Annotated in this window: 15 protein-coding genes; 8 read left to right on the top strand and 7 right to left on the bottom strand. The window is 50.7% G+C overall.

Annotated features, from left to right (window positions below):
• Nucleotides 1–25: 25 nt before the first annotated feature.
• Genes coaE through pilB form a run of 4 tightly spaced genes read right to left on the bottom strand, consistent with a single transcriptional unit; the run spans nucleotide 26 to nucleotide 4520 of the window.
• Nucleotides 26–634: a dephospho-CoA kinase gene (gene coaE, locus AZF00_RS14505; RefSeq protein WP_062384114.1), complete on the bottom strand. Its 609-nt coding sequence runs from the start codon at nucleotides 632–634 to the stop codon at nucleotides 26–28.
• A gap of 26 nt (nucleotides 635–660) precedes the next feature.
• Nucleotides 661–1545, bottom strand: a complete 885-nt coding sequence (locus AZF00_RS14500; RefSeq protein WP_062384111.1) for a prepilin peptidase — start codon at nucleotides 1543–1545, stop codon at nucleotides 661–663.
• 36 nt (nucleotides 1546–1581) lie between these two features.
• Nucleotides 1582–2793: a type II secretion system F family protein gene (locus tag AZF00_RS14495; protein ID WP_062384108.1), complete on the bottom strand. Its 1212-nt coding sequence runs from the start codon at nucleotides 2791–2793 to the stop codon at nucleotides 1582–1584.
• Nucleotides 2794–2795: 2 nt separating this feature from the next.
• Complete coding sequence (gene pilB / locus AZF00_RS14490; protein WP_062384106.1) at nucleotides 2796–4520, bottom strand: type IV-A pilus assembly ATPase PilB; 1725 nt, start codon at nucleotides 4518–4520, stop codon at nucleotides 2796–2798.
• 357 nt (nucleotides 4521–4877) lie between these two features.
• Here pilB and AZF00_RS14480 point away from each other — a divergent pair, with 357 nt between their 5' ends.
• The gene (locus AZF00_RS14480; protein WP_062384100.1) at nucleotides 4878–5372 is read left to right on the top strand and encodes a pilin; all 495 of its coding nucleotides are present in this window, start codon (nucleotides 4878–4880) and stop codon (nucleotides 5370–5372) included.
• A gap of 48 nt (nucleotides 5373–5420) precedes the next feature.
• Here AZF00_RS14480 and nadC read toward each other — a convergent pair whose 3' ends face one another.
• Nucleotides 5421–6260 (bottom strand): carboxylating nicotinate-nucleotide diphosphorylase, encoded by an 840-nt coding sequence (nadC, locus tag AZF00_RS14475; RefSeq protein ID WP_062384097.1) that lies wholly within the window; start codon nucleotides 6258–6260, stop codon nucleotides 5421–5423.
• Between the two features lie 253 nt (nucleotides 6261–6513).
• On the opposite strand from nadC, the gene AZF00_RS14470 reads away from it, so the two are divergent.
• The 4 genes from AZF00_RS14470 (at nucleotide 6514) to AZF00_RS14455 (ending at nucleotide 11223) form a co-directional block, all read left to right on the top strand.
• Nucleotides 6514–8799, top strand: a complete 2286-nt coding sequence (locus tag AZF00_RS14470) for a DUF1631 domain-containing protein (protein ID WP_008251549.1) — start codon at nucleotides 6514–6516, stop codon at nucleotides 8797–8799.
• Between the two features lie 114 nt (nucleotides 8800–8913).
• Nucleotides 8914–9462, top strand: coding sequence for a 1,6-anhydro-N-acetylmuramyl-L-alanine amidase AmpD (ampD, locus tag AZF00_RS14465; RefSeq protein WP_008251548.1), 549 nt, complete (start codon nucleotides 8914–8916; stop codon nucleotides 9460–9462).
• Between the two features lie 3 nt (nucleotides 9463–9465).
• Complete coding sequence (ampE, locus tag AZF00_RS14460) at nucleotides 9466–10320, top strand: regulatory signaling modulator protein AmpE (protein WP_008251546.1); 855 nt, start codon at nucleotides 9466–9468, stop codon at nucleotides 10318–10320.
• Nucleotides 10321–10344: 24 nt separating this feature from the next.
• A complete protein-coding gene (locus tag AZF00_RS14455) occupies nucleotides 10345–11223 on the top strand; it encodes an ROK family protein (RefSeq protein ID WP_008251544.1) in 879 nt (292 codons plus the stop codon).
• A 1261-nt stretch (nucleotides 11224–12484) separates the two neighbouring features.
• On the opposite strand, the gene AZF00_RS14450 is transcribed toward AZF00_RS14455, so the two are convergent.
• A complete protein-coding gene (locus AZF00_RS14450; protein ID WP_008251540.1) occupies nucleotides 12485–13039 on the bottom strand; it encodes a cob(I)yrinic acid a,c-diamide adenosyltransferase in 555 nt (184 codons plus the stop codon).
• 97 nt (nucleotides 13040–13136) lie between these two features.
• Between AZF00_RS14450 and cobU the strand changes: the two genes are divergently transcribed.
• The 3 genes from cobU to AZF00_RS14435 are packed head-to-tail and all read left to right on the top strand — an operon-like array spanning nucleotide 13137 to nucleotide 15327.
• Nucleotides 13137–13652 (top strand): bifunctional adenosylcobinamide kinase/adenosylcobinamide-phosphate guanylyltransferase, encoded by a 516-nt coding sequence (gene cobU, locus AZF00_RS14445; RefSeq protein ID WP_008251538.1) that lies wholly within the window; start codon nucleotides 13137–13139, stop codon nucleotides 13650–13652.
• Nucleotides 13653–13676: 24 nt separating this feature from the next.
• Nucleotides 13677–14723 (top strand): nicotinate-nucleotide--dimethylbenzimidazole phosphoribosyltransferase, encoded by a 1047-nt coding sequence (gene cobT / locus AZF00_RS14440; protein ID WP_008251537.1) that lies wholly within the window; start codon nucleotides 13677–13679, stop codon nucleotides 14721–14723.
• Nucleotides 14716–15327 (top strand): histidine phosphatase family protein, encoded by a 612-nt coding sequence (locus AZF00_RS14435; protein WP_008251536.1) that lies wholly within the window; start codon nucleotides 14716–14718, stop codon nucleotides 15325–15327. Before cobT ends, AZF00_RS14435 begins: the two co-directional genes overlap by 8 nt.
• Before the next feature lie 28 nt (nucleotides 15328–15355).
• On the opposite strand, the gene AZF00_RS14430 is transcribed toward AZF00_RS14435, so the two are convergent.
• Nucleotides 15356–15796 (bottom strand): hypothetical protein, encoded by a 441-nt coding sequence (locus AZF00_RS14430; RefSeq protein WP_008251535.1) that lies wholly within the window; start codon nucleotides 15794–15796, stop codon nucleotides 15356–15358.
• Between the last annotated feature and the right edge of the window lie 60 nt (nucleotides 15797–15856).

Raw genomic sequence — 15856 nt, 5'->3', positions numbered from 1 at the left:
GTTTCCAAATTGTTCAAAAGACTTGCTAGGCCTTGTTGGCGGCGAGTTTGAGGAATTGCTGATGTAATTCGCTAACTCGCAGGTCTAGCTGAGGTAAGCCCAGGGTATTATCAATAACATCGCTTGCGGCGGCTAAGCGCGCTTGGCGGCCTATTTGGCTGGCAATAATGCGTTCCACCTGGGCTTGCTCGTTATTGTCTCGGAGCATGGTGCGGCTTAACTGAACGGACTCAGGCACATCGACCACCGCAAGCCGATCACACATCGCTTTTTGCTGGCTTTCCACCAGCAATGGCGACACAAATAGGGCGTAAGCGCTACATACGTTTTGCAGTTGGCGTTGCGTCTCGCTGGCAATGAGTGGGTGAAGCAAGGACTCCAGCCACTGTTTGGCAGCCGGATCGGCAAAAATAGTTTGGCGCAGGGCGGCGCGATTTAACTGCCCATCACTGAGTAGATGCGAGTCGCCAAAGTGCGCCGCTATTTTTTGTAGGGCAGGGCTGCCAGGCTCAACCACTTCGCGGGCAATAACATCGGCATCGACAATGCCAATGCCCAGTTTCGCAAAGCGGTTCGATGCGGCGGTTTTGCCGCTGCCGATTCCGCCGGTAAGTCCTACGATGAATTTGCTCATAATCTAAATAAGGTAATGTATTGGGGCTAGCGAATGCCAGCGAGTTGAAGGTAGCCGTCAATCAGAGCTTCACCCCAGAACAGGGCGATCCAGCCAGCACCGGCCAAATAGGGGCCAAATGGCATGGGCATGGAACTGTCACTGCGACGTAGCAGCATTACTAAACCGCCAAATACGGCACCGACAACAGAAGACAATAAAATAATTAGCGGCAAATACTGCCAGCCCAGCCAAGCGCCCAGTGCGGCGAGTAATTTAAAATCGCCGTAACCCATGCCCTCTTTACCGGTCAGTAATTTAAACAACCAAAATACGGACCATAGCGACAAATAGCCGCCAATGGCGCCCCACACCGCATCCTGTAATGGAATGCTGCCGGTAACGCTGTTAAATAAAAGGCCCAGCCATATGAGGGGTAAGGTCAGTTGGTCTGGTAGCAACTGGTGGTCAATATCAATAACGGTAAGAATCAGCAAGATCCAGCTAAACAAAATGGCGGCAAGGGCATAGGTGGTGAAACCAAACATTAACAGCGGGAAGACGGTAAGCAGCGCGGTAATGACCTCAACCGTAGGGTAGCGCAGGCCGATCGGTGCCTTACAAGAAGCGCAGCGCCCGCGCAGCAGCACGTAGCTAACAACAGGAATATTCTGCCACGCCTTTACCGGCGCATTACACTTTGGGCAGTGGGAGTTGGGAAAAGCCAAATTAAACTGAGGTGGCGTGATTTCTTCAGCGGCTGCGTCGTCATCGCTGAGCAAAATTTCGCACTCATATTTCCACGTAGATTCCATCATCTTGGGTAAGCGGTAGATCACTACATTGAAAAAGCTGCCAAAGAGAAGGCCAAAGAAACCTAATAAGGTAATGAGAAGCAGCGGGTAGTTCGCGGCGGCTTCGAAGAACGACATAAACTATACTCGTGTGTAAGCGATGAGGCGCGCCCGTTAAATGGCGGAGCCAAGCATGAATATGGGGAGGTACATTGCGATCATTAGGCCGCCGACTAAGACTCCAAGAACCGACATGATTAGAGGTTCTAAAAGAGATGTCAGTGCATCAACGGAGTTGTCTACAGCTTCTTCATAGTGTGTAGCTACTTTGTCGAGCATGTCATCAAGGGAGCCAGATTCTTCGCCAATTGAAACCATTTGTAATAAAAGGCTAGGAAAAAGATTTGTGAAACGTATGGATGAGTAAAGAGTTTGTCCCGTCGTTACATCGTCTCGGATTTGAATAATTGCTTTGGAATAAACAGCATTCCCAGCAGCGCCAGCGACAGAGTTCAGTGCGTCTACTAAGGGCACCCCTGCACCAAAGGTCGTTGCAAGGGTGCGCGAAAACCTTGCTATTACTGAGTTGTAAACGATGTCGCCGATAATCGGCGCCTTGAGTAACATCTTGTCAACCCAGTCGGAGAATCGTTTGTATTTTTGTCTAGCCTTTCCGAAGATAAATGAGGAAATGATTGTAAGTGCCAAAACAATAAACCAATTTGCTTGCATCCATTCGGACATTGCGACAACCAATTGAGTGAATGCGGGCAGCTCTGATCCGAAACTTTCAAATGTAGATGCAAATTGAGGCACGACTTTTATTAAAAGAATACTAGTGACTATTGCGGCGACTATTAGCACAGCTATTGGGTAGGTGAGTGCTTTCTTAATTTTTGCCTTTAGTGCCTCAGTCTTTTCTTTATAGGTTGCAACCCTATCTAGCATGATTTCTAAAGTACCTGAAGCTTCGCCTGATGCGATTAAACTACAAAAAAGTTCATCAAAGTATTTTGGGTGTTTAGCGCACGCTACGGCAAATCCGCCGCCAGAAGCAACGTCATTTTTGATTTCCGTAACGAGGTCTTGCATGGTGGGATTTTCTACACCTTCTGCAACGATATCAAAGCTTTGTACAAGAGGTACTCCGGCTTTAAGCATGGTTGCCATTTGTCGAGTGAAAATGGCAACGTCAACTGGTTTGATGGGCTTTTTGTTGCTAAAGAGCGGTTTTGTCTTTTTCTTGACATTTTTTGCAGCAATACCTTGTTTGCGCAAATGGGCTTTGACAATAGCTGATGACGGGGCGTTCAATTCGCCGCGAGTTTTGCGACCCTGCTTGTCTACACCTTGCCAAACAAAGGTTTCGGTTTTAGCTGCTGCCATTGTTAATCCTTGGTAACCCGGTTGACTTCTTCAAGGCTGGTAACGCCCTGTGCGCATTTCATTAGCGCAGACTGACGTAAATTATTAAAACCTTCTGCTTGTGCTTGAGAGGCAATAGCTAAGGAATTACCGTTTTCCATAATAATACGAGATATATCGGGGGTGATGCGAATTACTTCATAAATACCAACACGGCCTTTGTAGCCGTTATTGCAATGGTCGCAGCCTACTGGGTGCATTATTTTGGCGGTTTTTAACAGCTCTTCCGAAAAGCCTTCGTCGAGTAGCGTTTGTTTTGGCACATCGTCGGCGGGAATGGCGCATTCCTTACACAGTCGTCTTGCTAAGCGCTGGGCAATAATTAAGCTGACAGAGGTGGCGACGTTAAATGCCGGTACACCCATATTGAGCAGGCGTGTTAAGGTCTCTGGGGCACTATTTGTGTGCAGTGTAGATAGTACTAAGTGACCGGTTTGCGCAGCTTTAATCGCTATTTCGGCAGTTTCTAAGTCGCGAATCTCACCGACCATAATAATGTCGGGGTCTTGTCGCAAAAAGGAGCGGAGCGCTTCGGGGAAGCCGAGACCGACCTTGGCGTTGACGTGAACTTGGTTAATGCCCTCGAGGTTGATTTCGACTGGGTCTTCCGCAGTGGAAATATTTCTTTCTGGGGTGTTGAGAATGTTCAAGCCGGTATAAAGCGATACAGTTTTACCGGAGCCAGTTGGCCCCGTGACCAAAATCATACCTTGGGGCTGGTTTAGTGCTTTCATATACAGATCTTTCTGTATTGGCTCATAACCCAAGGCGTCAATGCCCATCTGCGCTGATGATGGATCGAGTATCCGTAGTACTACCTTCTCGCCCCACAGGGTGGGTAAAGTGTTAACTCGGAAGTCGATGGCCCGCGTTTTAGACAGTTTCATCTTAATTCGGCCATCCTGCGGTACGCGCCGCTCTGAGATGTCCATTTGCGACATAACTTTTAGACGTGCCGCGAGTCTATAGCCGAGTGTAGAAGGCGGCCGCGCTACCTCTTGTAAAATACCGTCTGTGCGGTAACGGACGCGGTAAATTTTTTCGTACGGTTCGAAATGAATGTCCGAAGCACCACCTCGTATGGCGTCAAGCAGTACCTTATTGACAAACTTAACTACGGGCGCCTCATCCACACCCCTAAGGTCAACCTCTCCATTGCCTCCGTCTTCGTCGACCGCCTCAATGTCTAAGTTCTCAAGGCTGATATCGTCCATGTCGCCAAGGCTGTCGGCAAGAGATTCCTCTTGGGCAGATAGATATTTTTCGATCGCGCTATTAAGCGCTGACTCTTCAACAACAATAGGTTCCGTGGTTAGTCCAGTATGGAATTTAATTTGGTCTAGGGCATGTAGATTCGTGGGATCCGACATGCCGATAAATAAGCGCTTACCCCGTTTCCATAAAGGAAGAGCCCTGTGGGCTTTAATTAGTTTGTTGTCTATTATTTTCTGGGGCGCTAGCTCTGTGGTGTAGGAGCGCAGATCTAAAAACGGAATGCCGAACTCGTCAGCGGCAATTTCCGCTATGCGTACCCCATCAGCCAAATTCTTCCCTACAAGATGGGTGACTAGGCTCTTTTTTTCTTTCTGGGCAGCCTCAATTGCTTTGCGAATGGTTTCTTCATCAAGTATTGCGTCGTAAACCAGTCGTCGAGCTAGGCCGTTTAAGGGGATCGTTGCGCTATTCATTGTGCCAGTCGCTTAGAATATGTATGAAAAACAGTATAGTGCCTCAATTAACATAAAGCATTACATCAGAAGTTAGCTAGTGCCTTTTTAAGGCCAAAATAGCTCATAAAATGGAGATCAATGTGACGTTATGGGCTGATGCTGACATTAATTGTCACGTTTGGAGTGCTTCAGTGCTATTAGTCTGTGCATTTAAATATGTTGTAATAAATCATTATGCTTTTAACTTATTGTTTTTTATATGTTTAATTTTTATATTGTTGTCTGAGGGCTGTTTGGTGCAAGTGTTGCATCGTAATGCCCAGTGATGATTTTTAATCACAACTAGAAATAGAAATCTAATTTTGGAGAGTAATAATGAAGAAGACACAACAAGGTTTTACGCTTATCGAATTAATGATCGTTGTAGCGATTATTGGTATTTTGGCTGCTGTTGCGTTACCTGCCTATCAGGATTACACGGCTCGCGCAAAGGTGTCTGAGGTCGTTTTGGCTGCATCATCTTGCCGTGCGTCAATTTCTGAAGCGTCTCAAACAGGTATGGCAGCTGCTCCAACTGCGGCCGACTCGTTTGGTTGCGGCGAAGACTCGACGGGCCCGGTAAGTCAGTATGTAAAGACTATTTCTACTAGTACAGCCGGAGTTATTACCATTACGGCTCAGAATATCTCACAGCTAGGGACTACTAATACGCAGCTCCAGCTGATCCCATACTCTGATGCCGGAATGACTACCGCATCGGTTGCTGCAGATTTCGCAGCGGCATCAGTGAAGCCTGTTCGTGCTTGGAAATGCGCTGCGCCTACTACTGCGGGTATTGAAGCAAAGTATCTGCCGTCTTCATGTCGTTAATTGATAGTATTGTTTAATAAAATGGGGGGCTTCGGGCTCCCCATTTTTTTAACTAAACCGCATCGACAAATCCACCGCCTGCGCATGCTTAGTCAGCGCGCCTATCGAAATATAATCCACCCCAGTCTCCGCAATGCCCGCCAAAGTAGATGTGTCGACATTCCCAGATGCCTCCAATTTGGCTCTTCCTGCTGTCAGCTCAACGCCGGTTTTCATGTCTGCCAAGCTAAAGTTGTCGAGCATGATGATGTCGGCATTACCCGTTAGGGCAATCTCTAGCTCTGCTATACTCTCTACTTCTACTTCTACGGATTTGCCGGGGGCGATTTCTTTGGCGGCGCTAATAGCGGCGGGGATGCCGCCGCAGGCGGCGATGTGGTTTTCTTTTATAAGGAATGCATCGTAGAGGCCAATACGGTGGTTGTGGCAACCACCGCAGGTGACGGCGTATTTTTGGGCGGTGCGTAGGCCGGGTATGGTTTTGCGGGTATCGAGCAGGCGCACTTCGGTGTGGGCGACGATATCGGCATAGCTTTTACAGATAGTTGCGGTGCCAGAGAGTAATTGTAAGAAATTGAGGGCGGTGCGCTCGCCAGTGAGTAGTGAGCGCGCCGAGCCTGCTAGTTCAAAAAGCAGCTGATCGGGTTTTACGGCATCGCCGTCGGCAACGTGCCAGTGAATTGTGACGGAGCTATCAATTTGGCGAAAAACCTCGTTGACCCATTCGGTGCCGCAAATCACGGCGTTTTCGCGGGTAATAATACGAGCTTTGGCGGTCTGCGTGACGGGAATAAGCTGGGCGGTGATGTCGCCGCTGCCAATGTCTTCTTTAAGGGCGAAGGCCACGGTTTCTGTGATGTCGCGCTGTAATTGAGCTGTGAACTGCATGGTGATTTTCCGGGGTTATTGGCAAGATAATTCGGAGCGCCGCTATTCTACCAGCACATGCCTTGGCCTGCCTATGTTCATGGTGTTTTGCTTGGGCTAGTAAGTAGTTGTAACAGTAGTGCCTTGGGGGGTATTTGCCGTATAACTACTTCATTCAAGTGAATTATGCGTCATTGTTGAGCTTTTGCTCGACAGTTCAGGGGCTTACGTTCTATATTTCCAGCGTTTACATTGAGATTTTGGCGAAAGTATTATGGTAGATCAGTCATCTAAGGTAGTGGATTTACAGTCGCGGCGCGAGCCGGTGTCGACTGGCGCCGCCTTGCCGGTGGCGATAGCCGCAATTCGTGATAAGTGTGTATTGTATTTAAATGACCGTCTTTGTAGTTTGCTAGACGATGTCGACGATGCCTTATTTGAATTGGCGGACGACGCGAGTAATGCCCGTGAGCAGCATGTGTATTTTGATGCGATGCGCGAAATTCGGGTGAATAGGCAGTCTATTGAAATGGGTTTTGCCGAGGCTTTTGGCCAAGGTTTCAATCTCGCCAGCGGCACTAAAGCCAGTTCCCGAGAAAATGGTCAGGCGAAGTTGCGCTTGCTGGAGTCTGAGGCGCTGGAAGAACTGGTCGCGCTGGAGGGTATGGCAAAAAAGGCTGAACGTCGCTTTTTGAAAGAAGTTTGGGTGCTGTGCACCGCGTGGCAGCAGGCGACGAATGGCCCAGTGCTGGCGGCCAAAGAGTTGCCAGTGGGCCCGGCAAAAATTGCCGAAGCACTGGGCTCGGCATGCCGCGGTTTAGATATTGATATCAAGGCCCGCTTGGTCTTGTTTAAGCTGTTTGATACGCAGATTATTAGTGCATTTGGTGAGTTCTATAATGCCTTAAGCCCCGTACTTGAGGCCAATGGCCTGCCTGTTGAGTTGCTGGCAAACAAGCCGAGCGCCTCAGGCGAAGCCCAAGATCAGGCCAGTGGCGAAACGTTGTCTAACGAGGCGCCTGCTGAAGAACGTTCGCAGTCAACGGAGTTGGTTACCCAATTATTTGATGCCTTCGACACCATGCTTAGCGCGAATGACGCTGAGTTAGATGCCTCAAAAGCGGCGGTTTCTAAGCCCTCGTTTATGGTCGCTTTGCAAGATATGCAAAACGAGCAGTTTACGCATTTTAATGTGCAGATCTCGATAAACGGTGGTGATAGTGTTGATTTTAGCGCTATTGCTCAGAAGTTGATTGCGCGCTTATCTCAGGTGATGCGGGTTGCCAGTACCGATGCCTCGGCGCTGAGCTACCAGCGGGACCAAGACACCATTAATTTTGTTGGCGCCTTATTTCAGTATATTTTAGAAGGCGACAGTTTGGCTGAGCCCTTAAAAGGCTTAATTGCTAGGCTGCAGATACCTGTGCTGAAAATGGCCATGCTCGATAAGGGTTTTTTCGGTCATGAAGAGCACCCCGCCCGCAAACTACTCAGTGCCTTGGTTAGTGCGGGTATTGGCTGGTCGCCGGTCGCTGGGGTGGACAAAGATCCACTGTACCGCGAGATTGAAAAAGTCGTTATGCGGGTGCTGCGTGATTTTGGTGTCGATACCCAGGTGTTTGTTGACGCCCATGCGGAATTCCTCACCTTTAATGAAAAGGCTAAGCGGCGGGCCGAGCTGGTTGCTCAGCGCACGGTCGACACCGAAGATGGCAAGGCAACCGCAGAAACTGCGCGGATGCATATTGCCGGTGTTTTGGAGTCGCGTTTGGCTGGCGTCGATTGTCCACCGGTGTTAAGTAAAATACTGCAGCTGGGTTGGAGCAAGGTGTTATTCCTAAGCTATATTCAGCATGGCCGCGACAGCGAGCGCTTTGCTGAAGATGCCGGCTTAATTGAGCGTTTACTTTGGAGTGTGCAGCCCTCTAGCGACCCAGGTCATCGCAATGAATTGATCTCAGCACTTCCGGTATTGATTGAAACCCTAAGATTAGGCTTCAATCGGGTATCGTTGAATAGCTTTGAGACTAGCCAGTGGCTAGATCAGCTTGAGCGTTTACACCTTGCCAAATTGAGCCGCAAAGACGCGCCCCCCACGCCAACGGTAACGGTAAAGCCCGAGACTGCAGCGGACTCAGATATTGCCTCCTTAGATGCGGTGTTGGAGCAAAGCTTTGGTGCTAATAACGACAAATCGGAGCTTGCTGCTGACGATGAGCTTGCTAATGATATGGCCTCTGCCGAGCTAAATCCGATGCGGGCTGAGGACGAAGCGCAATTAACCGCGCGTTTGCAGTCCTTACGGGTTGGCAATTGGGTTGATCTGCGTCAAGACGACGGCAAAATGCTGCGGTGTCGATTGGCCGCTGTTATTAACGGTATTGGTCGCTATATTTTTGTAAATCGCTCCGGTATTAAAGTGGCGGAATTCAATCGTGACGAGCTGGCCGCAGCCCTTATGCGTAAGTCAGTGTTGTTGATTGACGAAGACCGTCAATTTGATCGCGCTCTAGAATCAGTGATTAGCAATTTGCGGGATATGAAAGACAAGCCTCTGTAATTAGGGGCTCGTCGTATTCCTTTTTAATTTGCTTATTTATAGCAATGTTTTACAGTCCCACCGCTTCCCGTGTAATCTTGCCTCACCCCTTGCTGTAACGAGTGCGGAAGTAGCATGTACTTCATCGATTCGGCTGGCTGGCTAACGTCAGTCGCCAAGCATCCATCGCCAAACTTTAATACCAGACCGCCAGCGACTGAGATTAGCCTTTTGGTTATTCACAATATTAGCCTGCCAGCGGGGCAATTTGGCGGTCAGTATATTCATGACCTATTTGCCAACTGCCTCGATTGCAATGCCCATGAGAGCTTTGCTGATTTGCGCGGGCTTGCGGTTTCCGCCCACTTATTGATAGACCGCGATGGCGCCGTGAGCCAGTTTGTGTCTTTTGCCGACCGCGCATGGCATGCGGGAGTCTCCCAATTTGAAGGGCGCGAGAACTGTAATGACTTCAGTATTGGCATTGAGCTTGAAGGTTGTGACGAAGTTGCCTATACCAATGCTCAGTACCGTGCGTTAATTGCCATTAGTCGCGCGCTGCGCAATTCATACCCGGCGATTACAGCCGCGCGTATAGTGGGGCATAATGATATCGCGCCGGGGCGGAAAACGGACCCTGGCGCGGCTTTTGATTGGGCCTATTTTAAAAACGCATTGGAATAAATCATGGATTTTTTTGCCATTTTAATTGCTTGGGCGGCCGTACAATTTTGGGGCAGCGGCGGGGTAATTCAAAAAGATGAGTGGTTTGAGCGCTTGCAGCTGATGGCGCTTAAAATTCCCGCCAGTAGCGTTAGGCTATTTGTGGTTTTTGCCTTGCCGGTAATCCTCGTGTTTGCCGTCTTGTGGTTAATTAGCCCTATTTTGTTTGGTTTGCCCCTGTTTATTTTAAGCGTGGCAATTTTGCTCTACAGCTTGGGGCGGGGCGATTTTCAGATTCTATTAAAGCTGTATTTAAATAGCTGGCAGCGCGGCGATCTTGAAGGGGCATATCAGCATGGCCGGGGATTTAGCACCGAACTCTGTGATAGCGGTGTTGATAACGCGTCGGAGCTGCATCTGAGTGTGCGCAAGGCCGTTTTCTATCAAGGTTTTGAACGTTGGTTTGCGGTGGTGTTTTGGTTCGTATTGCTGGGGCCAGCCGGGGCTTTAGCCTATCGCCTGTTGTTTATGTTGGCGGCCAGCCGCAGTCTGCCTCAACAAGATCGCGATACGGCCGCTAACGGCCTGTTCTATCTGGAGTGGGCACCGGTGCGATTATTAGGGTTGGCCTTCGCTATTGTCGCCAATTTTGATACCTGTATTGGCGTATGGCGACAGCATTTAAGCAGTGACCAGCCCAGCGCCGAGGTGTTAGACAGCATCGGTATGAAATCCCTGCCAAGCTATATTCCCGATGGTCAGATAGACGGCGAGCAGTTCGTGAAGTCGGCTGCAGATGAACTTACCGCCGTGCAGCTGCTGCTGTCGCGCAGCCTATTGTGTTGGGTATGCGTGGTCGCGGTATTGCAGCTGGTGTAGAAGGATTTTTAAAAAGGGCAGAGCATGAAGCTAGGGATTGATCTTGGGGGCACCAAAATTGAAGGTGTGGTGCTATCTGCCAGCGGCATTGTGCTCGCCAAGGAGCGCGTTGCCACGCCGCAGAGTTACCCCGCAATTATCGATGCGATTACTGATTTGGTTGGCCGCCTAGAAGCGACCGCCGGTGGCCGCGCGAGTGTTGGCGTTGGCGGCCCGGGCGCCGAGTCGGCCCTTACTGGCCGCATGAAAAACAGCAATACCCAATGTATCAATGGCGAAGCCCTGTGTGATGATCTCAGTATTCAACTGGGGCGGCAGATTCGTTTTAGTAACGATGCTAATTGCTTTGCGCTGTCTGAGGCCGTGGATGGCGCTGGCGCGCCCTATAGCTCGGTGTTTGGCGTAATCCTCGGCACCGGCACTGGCGGCGGCCTTGTGTTTAATAAACAGGTACTGAGCGGTGCCAATGGTATCGCTGGAGAGTGGGGGCACACCCCAATGCCAAACAGGCAAGAAGGACGGCCGTGCTACTGCGGGCGAAAAGACTGCATAGAAACCTATTTATGCGGCGCGGGCTTGGTTCATAGCTATCGCAATGCCGCTGGCGAGGCTTTGTCCGCACCAGAAATTGTAAAATGCGCTACAGGGGGCGACGCACAGGCTGCGGCAGTTCTCGATAATTACTGCCGACAACTCGCATCGGCCCTCGCCGTAGTGATTAACATAGTCGACCCCGACGTAATTGTACTGGGCGGCGGGCTTTCTAATATCGCGATGCTTTACGAAACCGTCCCGCAATATTGGCCCAATTACGTTTTTAGCGACCAATGCGTTACCAAGCTACTGCCCGCAAAATACGGTGACAGCAGTGGCGTGCGCGGCGCTGCCTGGTTGTGGGGGTAGTTGAGTCGAGTGCCTGATGCGGGAAGGCTAATGCTTAGGGCGTCCGCTTAATGCTGGACGGGAGATACGTCACTCCTGTAAAAGCAGAAGGTCTAAAACTCGTCACTCCTGCGAAGGCCGAGCACCGCCCCTGCGAAGGCAGGGGTCCATCTCTGCGCCGGAGTTTGGGCTTAGACGTTGGCGTAATAAGGCATTCGCTACGCTCACATGGATACCTGCCTGCGCAGGTATGACAAAAAAAGAAAAAGGTATGACGAGAATAAGCTATCGGGTATGGCAAGCATGATCTAGCTAGCCGGTTTGACTTGGTCGTTAGCTGCGCGCTGGGGTGACGCGTCGCGCCCTGCAGAGACAGGAGGTCTAAAACTCGCCACTCCTGCGGAGGCCGAGCACCGCCCCTGCGAAGGCAGGGGTCCATCTCTGCGCCGGAGTTTGGGCTTAGACGTTGGCGTAATAAGGCATTCGCTACGCTCACATGGATACCTGCCTGCGCAGGTATGACAAAAAAAGAAAAAGGTATGACGGGAATAAGCTATCGGGTATGGCAAGAAGGAGGGGCAGGCATGACCTAGCTAGCCGGTTTGACTTGGCTGGTAGCTGCGCGCTGGGGCGATGCGTCGCGCCCTGCAGAGACAGGAGGTCTAAAACTCGTCACTCCTGCGGAGGCAGGAGTCCATCTCTGCGCCGGAGTTTGGGCTTAGACGTTGGCGTAATAAGGCATTCGCTACGCTCACATGGATACCTGCCTGTGCAGCTATGACAAAAAAGAAAAAGGTATGACGGGAATAAGCTATCGGGTATGGCAAGCATGATCTAGCTAGCCGGTTTGACTTGGTCGTTAGCTGCGCGCTGGGGTGACGCGTCGCGCCCTGCAGAGACAGGAGGTCTAAAACTCGCCACTCCTGCGGAGGCAGGAGTCCATCTCTGCGCCGGAGTTTGGGCTTAGACGTTGGCGTAATAAGGCATTCGCTACGCTCACATGGATACCTGCCTGCGCAGCTATGACAAAAAAGAAGAAGGTATGACGGGAATAAGCTATCAGGTATGGCAAGAATGAGGGGCAGGCATGACCTAGCTAGCCGGTTTGACTTGGCTGGTAGCTGCGCGCTGGGGCGACGCGTCGCGCCCTGCAGAGACAGGAGGTCTAAAACTCGTCACTCCTGCGGAGGCAGGAGTCCATCTCGTCAACGAGGCTGGAGATTAAGGGCAACGCAACTATCCTTCTGGCGATGATGTTGCATTTTTAGCGTCATTCAGTTTTTTAACGCTTATCCGCCTGCACCCACAATACTTCCTGGCCGCCGTCGCGCAAGGCTAGCAGCCGGGCCATGACAAACAAAAAGTCAGACAAACGATTCAAATATTTGCGGCCCGTGGCATTTACTTCATCGGTTTTGCTTAACGCGACCAAGCAGCGTTCGGCGCGGCGGCATACGGCGCGGGCCATATGACAAAGAGCCGCGGCTTTACTGCCACCGGGTAGAATGAAGTTTTTTAGTGGTGGCAGGTCGGCGTTTAATTCGTCGAGGCTGGCCTCTAATTCATCGATTCGCTCTGGGCTTATCATGGTGTAACCGGGCACGGCCAGTTCGCCGCCTAAATCAAAAAGATCGTGCTGAATACGCGCCAGCAGTGGTAAAAAAGGATCCGCTGTGGGCAACTCGGCCATCAGTAATCCGATAAAAGAATTCACTTCATCTATTGTGCCTATGCCTTCCATACGACAGTGGTCTTTGTCTATGCGTGAGCCATCGCCGAGGCCGGTGGTGCCGTCATCGCCGGTTCGCGTGTAAATCTTGGATAATCGATGTCCCATATTTCCCTCAATGAAGTCGAGTCTTGTAGAATAAGCGGTTTACTATACGTCAGATCGCTAAACGGTGGCAGTCTCGGCATCTTAGTGGAGTATCTACATGCTGGAATTGTATTTGGGCGGTGCCCGCTCTGGTAAAAGCCGTTTGGCCGAGCAACGCGTGTGCGGATCTACGTTGCAGCGGGTTTATGTGGCCACCGCGACCGCTGGCGATTCAGAAATGGCGATGAGAATTGAACACCATCAAGAGCAGCGTAAAGCTGATGATTGGCGTACTGTAGAGGCCCCGGAGGAGTTGTCTGCGGCAATACGGCAACACGCATCACCGCAAACGGCTATTTTGGTAGATTGCCTTACTCTGTGGCTGAGTAATTGGTTGGCCAAAGAAGATGACGACAGCTGGCAGCAGGTGAAGGGGCAATTCTTGCATACCTTGCAAACCGCGCCGGGGCATATTGTGTTGGTTAGCAATGAAGTGGGGCAGGGCATAGTGCCGCTGGGTTCGCTCACCCGTCGCTTTGTGGATGAGTCTGGCCGTTTGCACCAAGACATTGCCGCGCTAGCAGATAGAGTGGTGTTTGTTACCGCGGGTTTAGAGCAAGTTTTAAAAAATTAAAGCATAAGATTAAAGGGAATAGATATGAGTCATTGGTACGAGGAAGCGGCACCGGAAGCTGACGAAGAAATGCGGGCCGCAGCCATCGCACGGCAAAATAGTTTAACCAAACCCCGTGGTGCGCTTGGTCGTCTCGAACATGTTGCGGTGCAGATGTCGGCTATTCAGCGCACTTTAGAACCTCATGCTAACAAAGCATTAATTGCGGTATTCGCGGGTGATCACGGTGTGACCACTGAAGATATTTCGGCCTACCCGCAAACCGTTACCTCAGAGATGGTGCGCAATTTTGCCAATGGCGGCGCGGCCATTAGCGTCTTGGCTAAGTCTATGGGCGTAGATTTCACCGTGGTCAACGTGGGTACTGTTTACGCGCTCGAAGATCTACCCAATGTGCAGGATTTACGGGTGGGCGCCGGCACCCAAAATATGTGCGTTACCGAAGCCATGTCTTTGGAGCAGTGCGAAGAAGCCTTGGCGGTAGGACGCGACATAATAGATCAGGCTGGCGACATAGATGTGTTTATTGGCGGTGAGATGGGCATTGGCAATAGCACCGCTGCGGCAGCACTGGCAGTAGCGCACACCCGCCTTTCGGCTACCGCGATGGTTGGTCGCGGTACCGGTATTAGCGACCAGGTTTTGGCGAAAAAGGCGGCGGTGGTAACCCGCGCGATGTCTCGGCATCTACCTCATATGAAAAACGGTGTAGAAGTATTGCGTCGTATTGGCGGCTACGAAATTAATGCCTTGGCGGGCGCTTATATTCGCGCTGCTCAGCGTGGTATTGTGGTATTGGTCGATGGTTATATCTGCACGGCGGCGGCAATTTCGGCAGTAAAAATTAATCCCTCAATTCGGCCTTGGTTGTTCTTCTCGCACTGTTCTGCCGAGCCTGGTCACAGCCGTTTATTGAATAAATTGGAAGCCGAGCCACTCCTGCAACTGGATATGCGCTTGGGCGAAGGCACTGGTGCGGCGCTCGCGCTGCCCATTATGCAAGCGGCCTGTCGTTTACAAATTGAAATGGCGAGCTTTGAGCAAGCAGGGGTAAGTCGCGGTAATGACTAAAGTCACAGAAACCCATATCGATTTACTGCGTCACGGCGCTTGCCAAGGCGGTGAAATTTTTCGCGGCAGCACCGATGTGGCACTCAGCGAGTTAGGTTGGCAGCAAATGCGCGATAAAGTTGCTAGCCTAGGCGATATGCAATGGGATCATATTGTGAGTTCGCCTTTACAGCGCTGTTTGCGTTTTGCCGAAGACCTTGCTGCCCTGCGCGCCACGACAATGACAGTGCAGGACGATTTGCGCGAAATGCATTTTGGTGATTGGGAGGGCTTGGCCCACTCAGAGGCGAGAAAACGCTTTACCCGAGAGTGGGCAGAATTTTGGGAGTCGCCCGCGGAGGCAAGCCCACCTAATGGCGAGGCCATGCCAGATTTCTGTCGGCGTATTAGTACCGGCATCGACGCTATTGTTGAGCGTCATCAAGGGCAATCGGTATTGCTGGTGGTGCACGGCGCAGTCATTCGGGTAATGATGTGTCATCTGCTGGGTATGCCCATGGGGGCGATGACGAGAATAAATGTGCCCTATGCGGGTGTGACGCGTTTTAGCGTTTACCATCAAGAAGGCAAGGCGCCATGGGTCCAGCTGGCTAGTCACTTTTAATCTTGATGTGCGGAGTGCCAGCAAGCCCTTAGTTTACTGGTGTCTGGGCGGTTACGGCAATAATATCCGGTGGCGACAGGGCTTTGCTCCCAACAATGAACCACTTTCCATCCCGGCGCTGAAACTGGTACTCGGCGTGGTGCACCTGCTGCTCACCGGCGGCGAATTTGCCAAAACTGCTTTGATACTGTTTGTAAGCCATATTAAATGGTTCCAGCTTGTGCAGGCTAGTAACCGTGTCGAAATCTTCTGGAAACTTCAGGCGCACATCGACGGTCGCGCGGCCACTATTGTCGCTGTGTTCACTTTCAATAATTATAATTTCTTCAATGCTGAATATTGCCGGTTCGGCAAGACTCATTAAATTATCCCGCAGTAAATTAGTAACAATGTAATCGGTAAAGGGGATGGGCTTGCTGCTGCAGGCCACGATGCTTGCGCAGAAGAAAATTAATAAGGCTTTATACATTTGCATTCCATCTTAATAGGGTCTTGGTGGACCTGATTTGTGCTGCTTTGGCTTTTTTTA

This window comes from Zhongshania aliphaticivorans (assembly GCF_001586255.1).
GTDB classification, from domain to species: Bacteria; Pseudomonadota; Gammaproteobacteria; order Pseudomonadales; family Spongiibacteraceae; genus Spongiibacter; species Spongiibacter aliphaticivorans.
The sequence above is the reverse complement of the archived record's forward strand: the minus strand, read 5'-3'. Positions and strand labels throughout refer to the sequence as shown.

What these genes read in the sequence shown, in the direction of transcription:
- coaE (WP_062384114.1), bottom strand. Translation starts at nt 634, where the DNA reads ATGAGCAAATTCATCGTAGGACTTACCGGCGGAATCGGCAGCGGCAAA.
- AZF00_RS14500 (WP_062384111.1), bottom strand. Translation starts at nt 1,545, where the DNA reads ATGTCGTTCTTCGAAGCCGCCGCGAACTACCCGCTGCTTCTCATTACC.
- AZF00_RS14495 (WP_062384108.1), bottom strand. Translation starts at nt 2,793, where the DNA reads ATGGCAGCAGCTAAAACCGAAACCTTTGTTTGGCAAGGTGTAGACAAG.
- pilB (WP_062384106.1), bottom strand. Translation starts at nt 4,520, where the DNA reads ATGAATAGCGCAACGATCCCCTTAAACGGCCTAGCTCGACGACTGGTT.
- AZF00_RS14480 (WP_062384100.1), top strand. Translation starts at nt 4,878, where the DNA reads ATGAAGAAGACACAACAAGGTTTTACGCTTATCGAATTAATGATCGTT.
- nadC (WP_062384097.1), bottom strand. Translation starts at nt 6,260, where the DNA reads ATGCAGTTCACAGCTCAATTACAGCGCGACATCACAGAAACCGTGGCC.
- AZF00_RS14470 (WP_008251549.1), top strand. Translation starts at nt 6,514, where the DNA reads ATGGTAGATCAGTCATCTAAGGTAGTGGATTTACAGTCGCGGCGCGAG.
- ampD (WP_008251548.1), top strand. Translation starts at nt 8,914, where the DNA reads ATGTACTTCATCGATTCGGCTGGCTGGCTAACGTCAGTCGCCAAGCAT.
- ampE (WP_008251546.1), top strand. Translation starts at nt 9,466, where the DNA reads ATGGATTTTTTTGCCATTTTAATTGCTTGGGCGGCCGTACAATTTTGG.
- AZF00_RS14455 (WP_008251544.1), top strand. Translation starts at nt 10,345, where the DNA reads ATGAAGCTAGGGATTGATCTTGGGGGCACCAAAATTGAAGGTGTGGTG.
- AZF00_RS14450 (WP_008251540.1), bottom strand. Translation starts at nt 13,039, where the DNA reads ATGGGACATCGATTATCCAAGATTTACACGCGAACCGGCGATGACGGC.
- cobU (WP_008251538.1), top strand. Translation starts at nt 13,137, where the DNA reads ATGCTGGAATTGTATTTGGGCGGTGCCCGCTCTGGTAAAAGCCGTTTG.
- cobT (WP_008251537.1), top strand. Translation starts at nt 13,677, where the DNA reads ATGAGTCATTGGTACGAGGAAGCGGCACCGGAAGCTGACGAAGAAATG.
- AZF00_RS14435 (WP_008251536.1), top strand. Translation starts at nt 14,716, where the DNA reads ATGACTAAAGTCACAGAAACCCATATCGATTTACTGCGTCACGGCGCT.
- AZF00_RS14430 (WP_008251535.1), bottom strand. Translation starts at nt 15,796, where the DNA reads ATGTATAAAGCCTTATTAATTTTCTTCTGCGCAAGCATCGTGGCCTGC.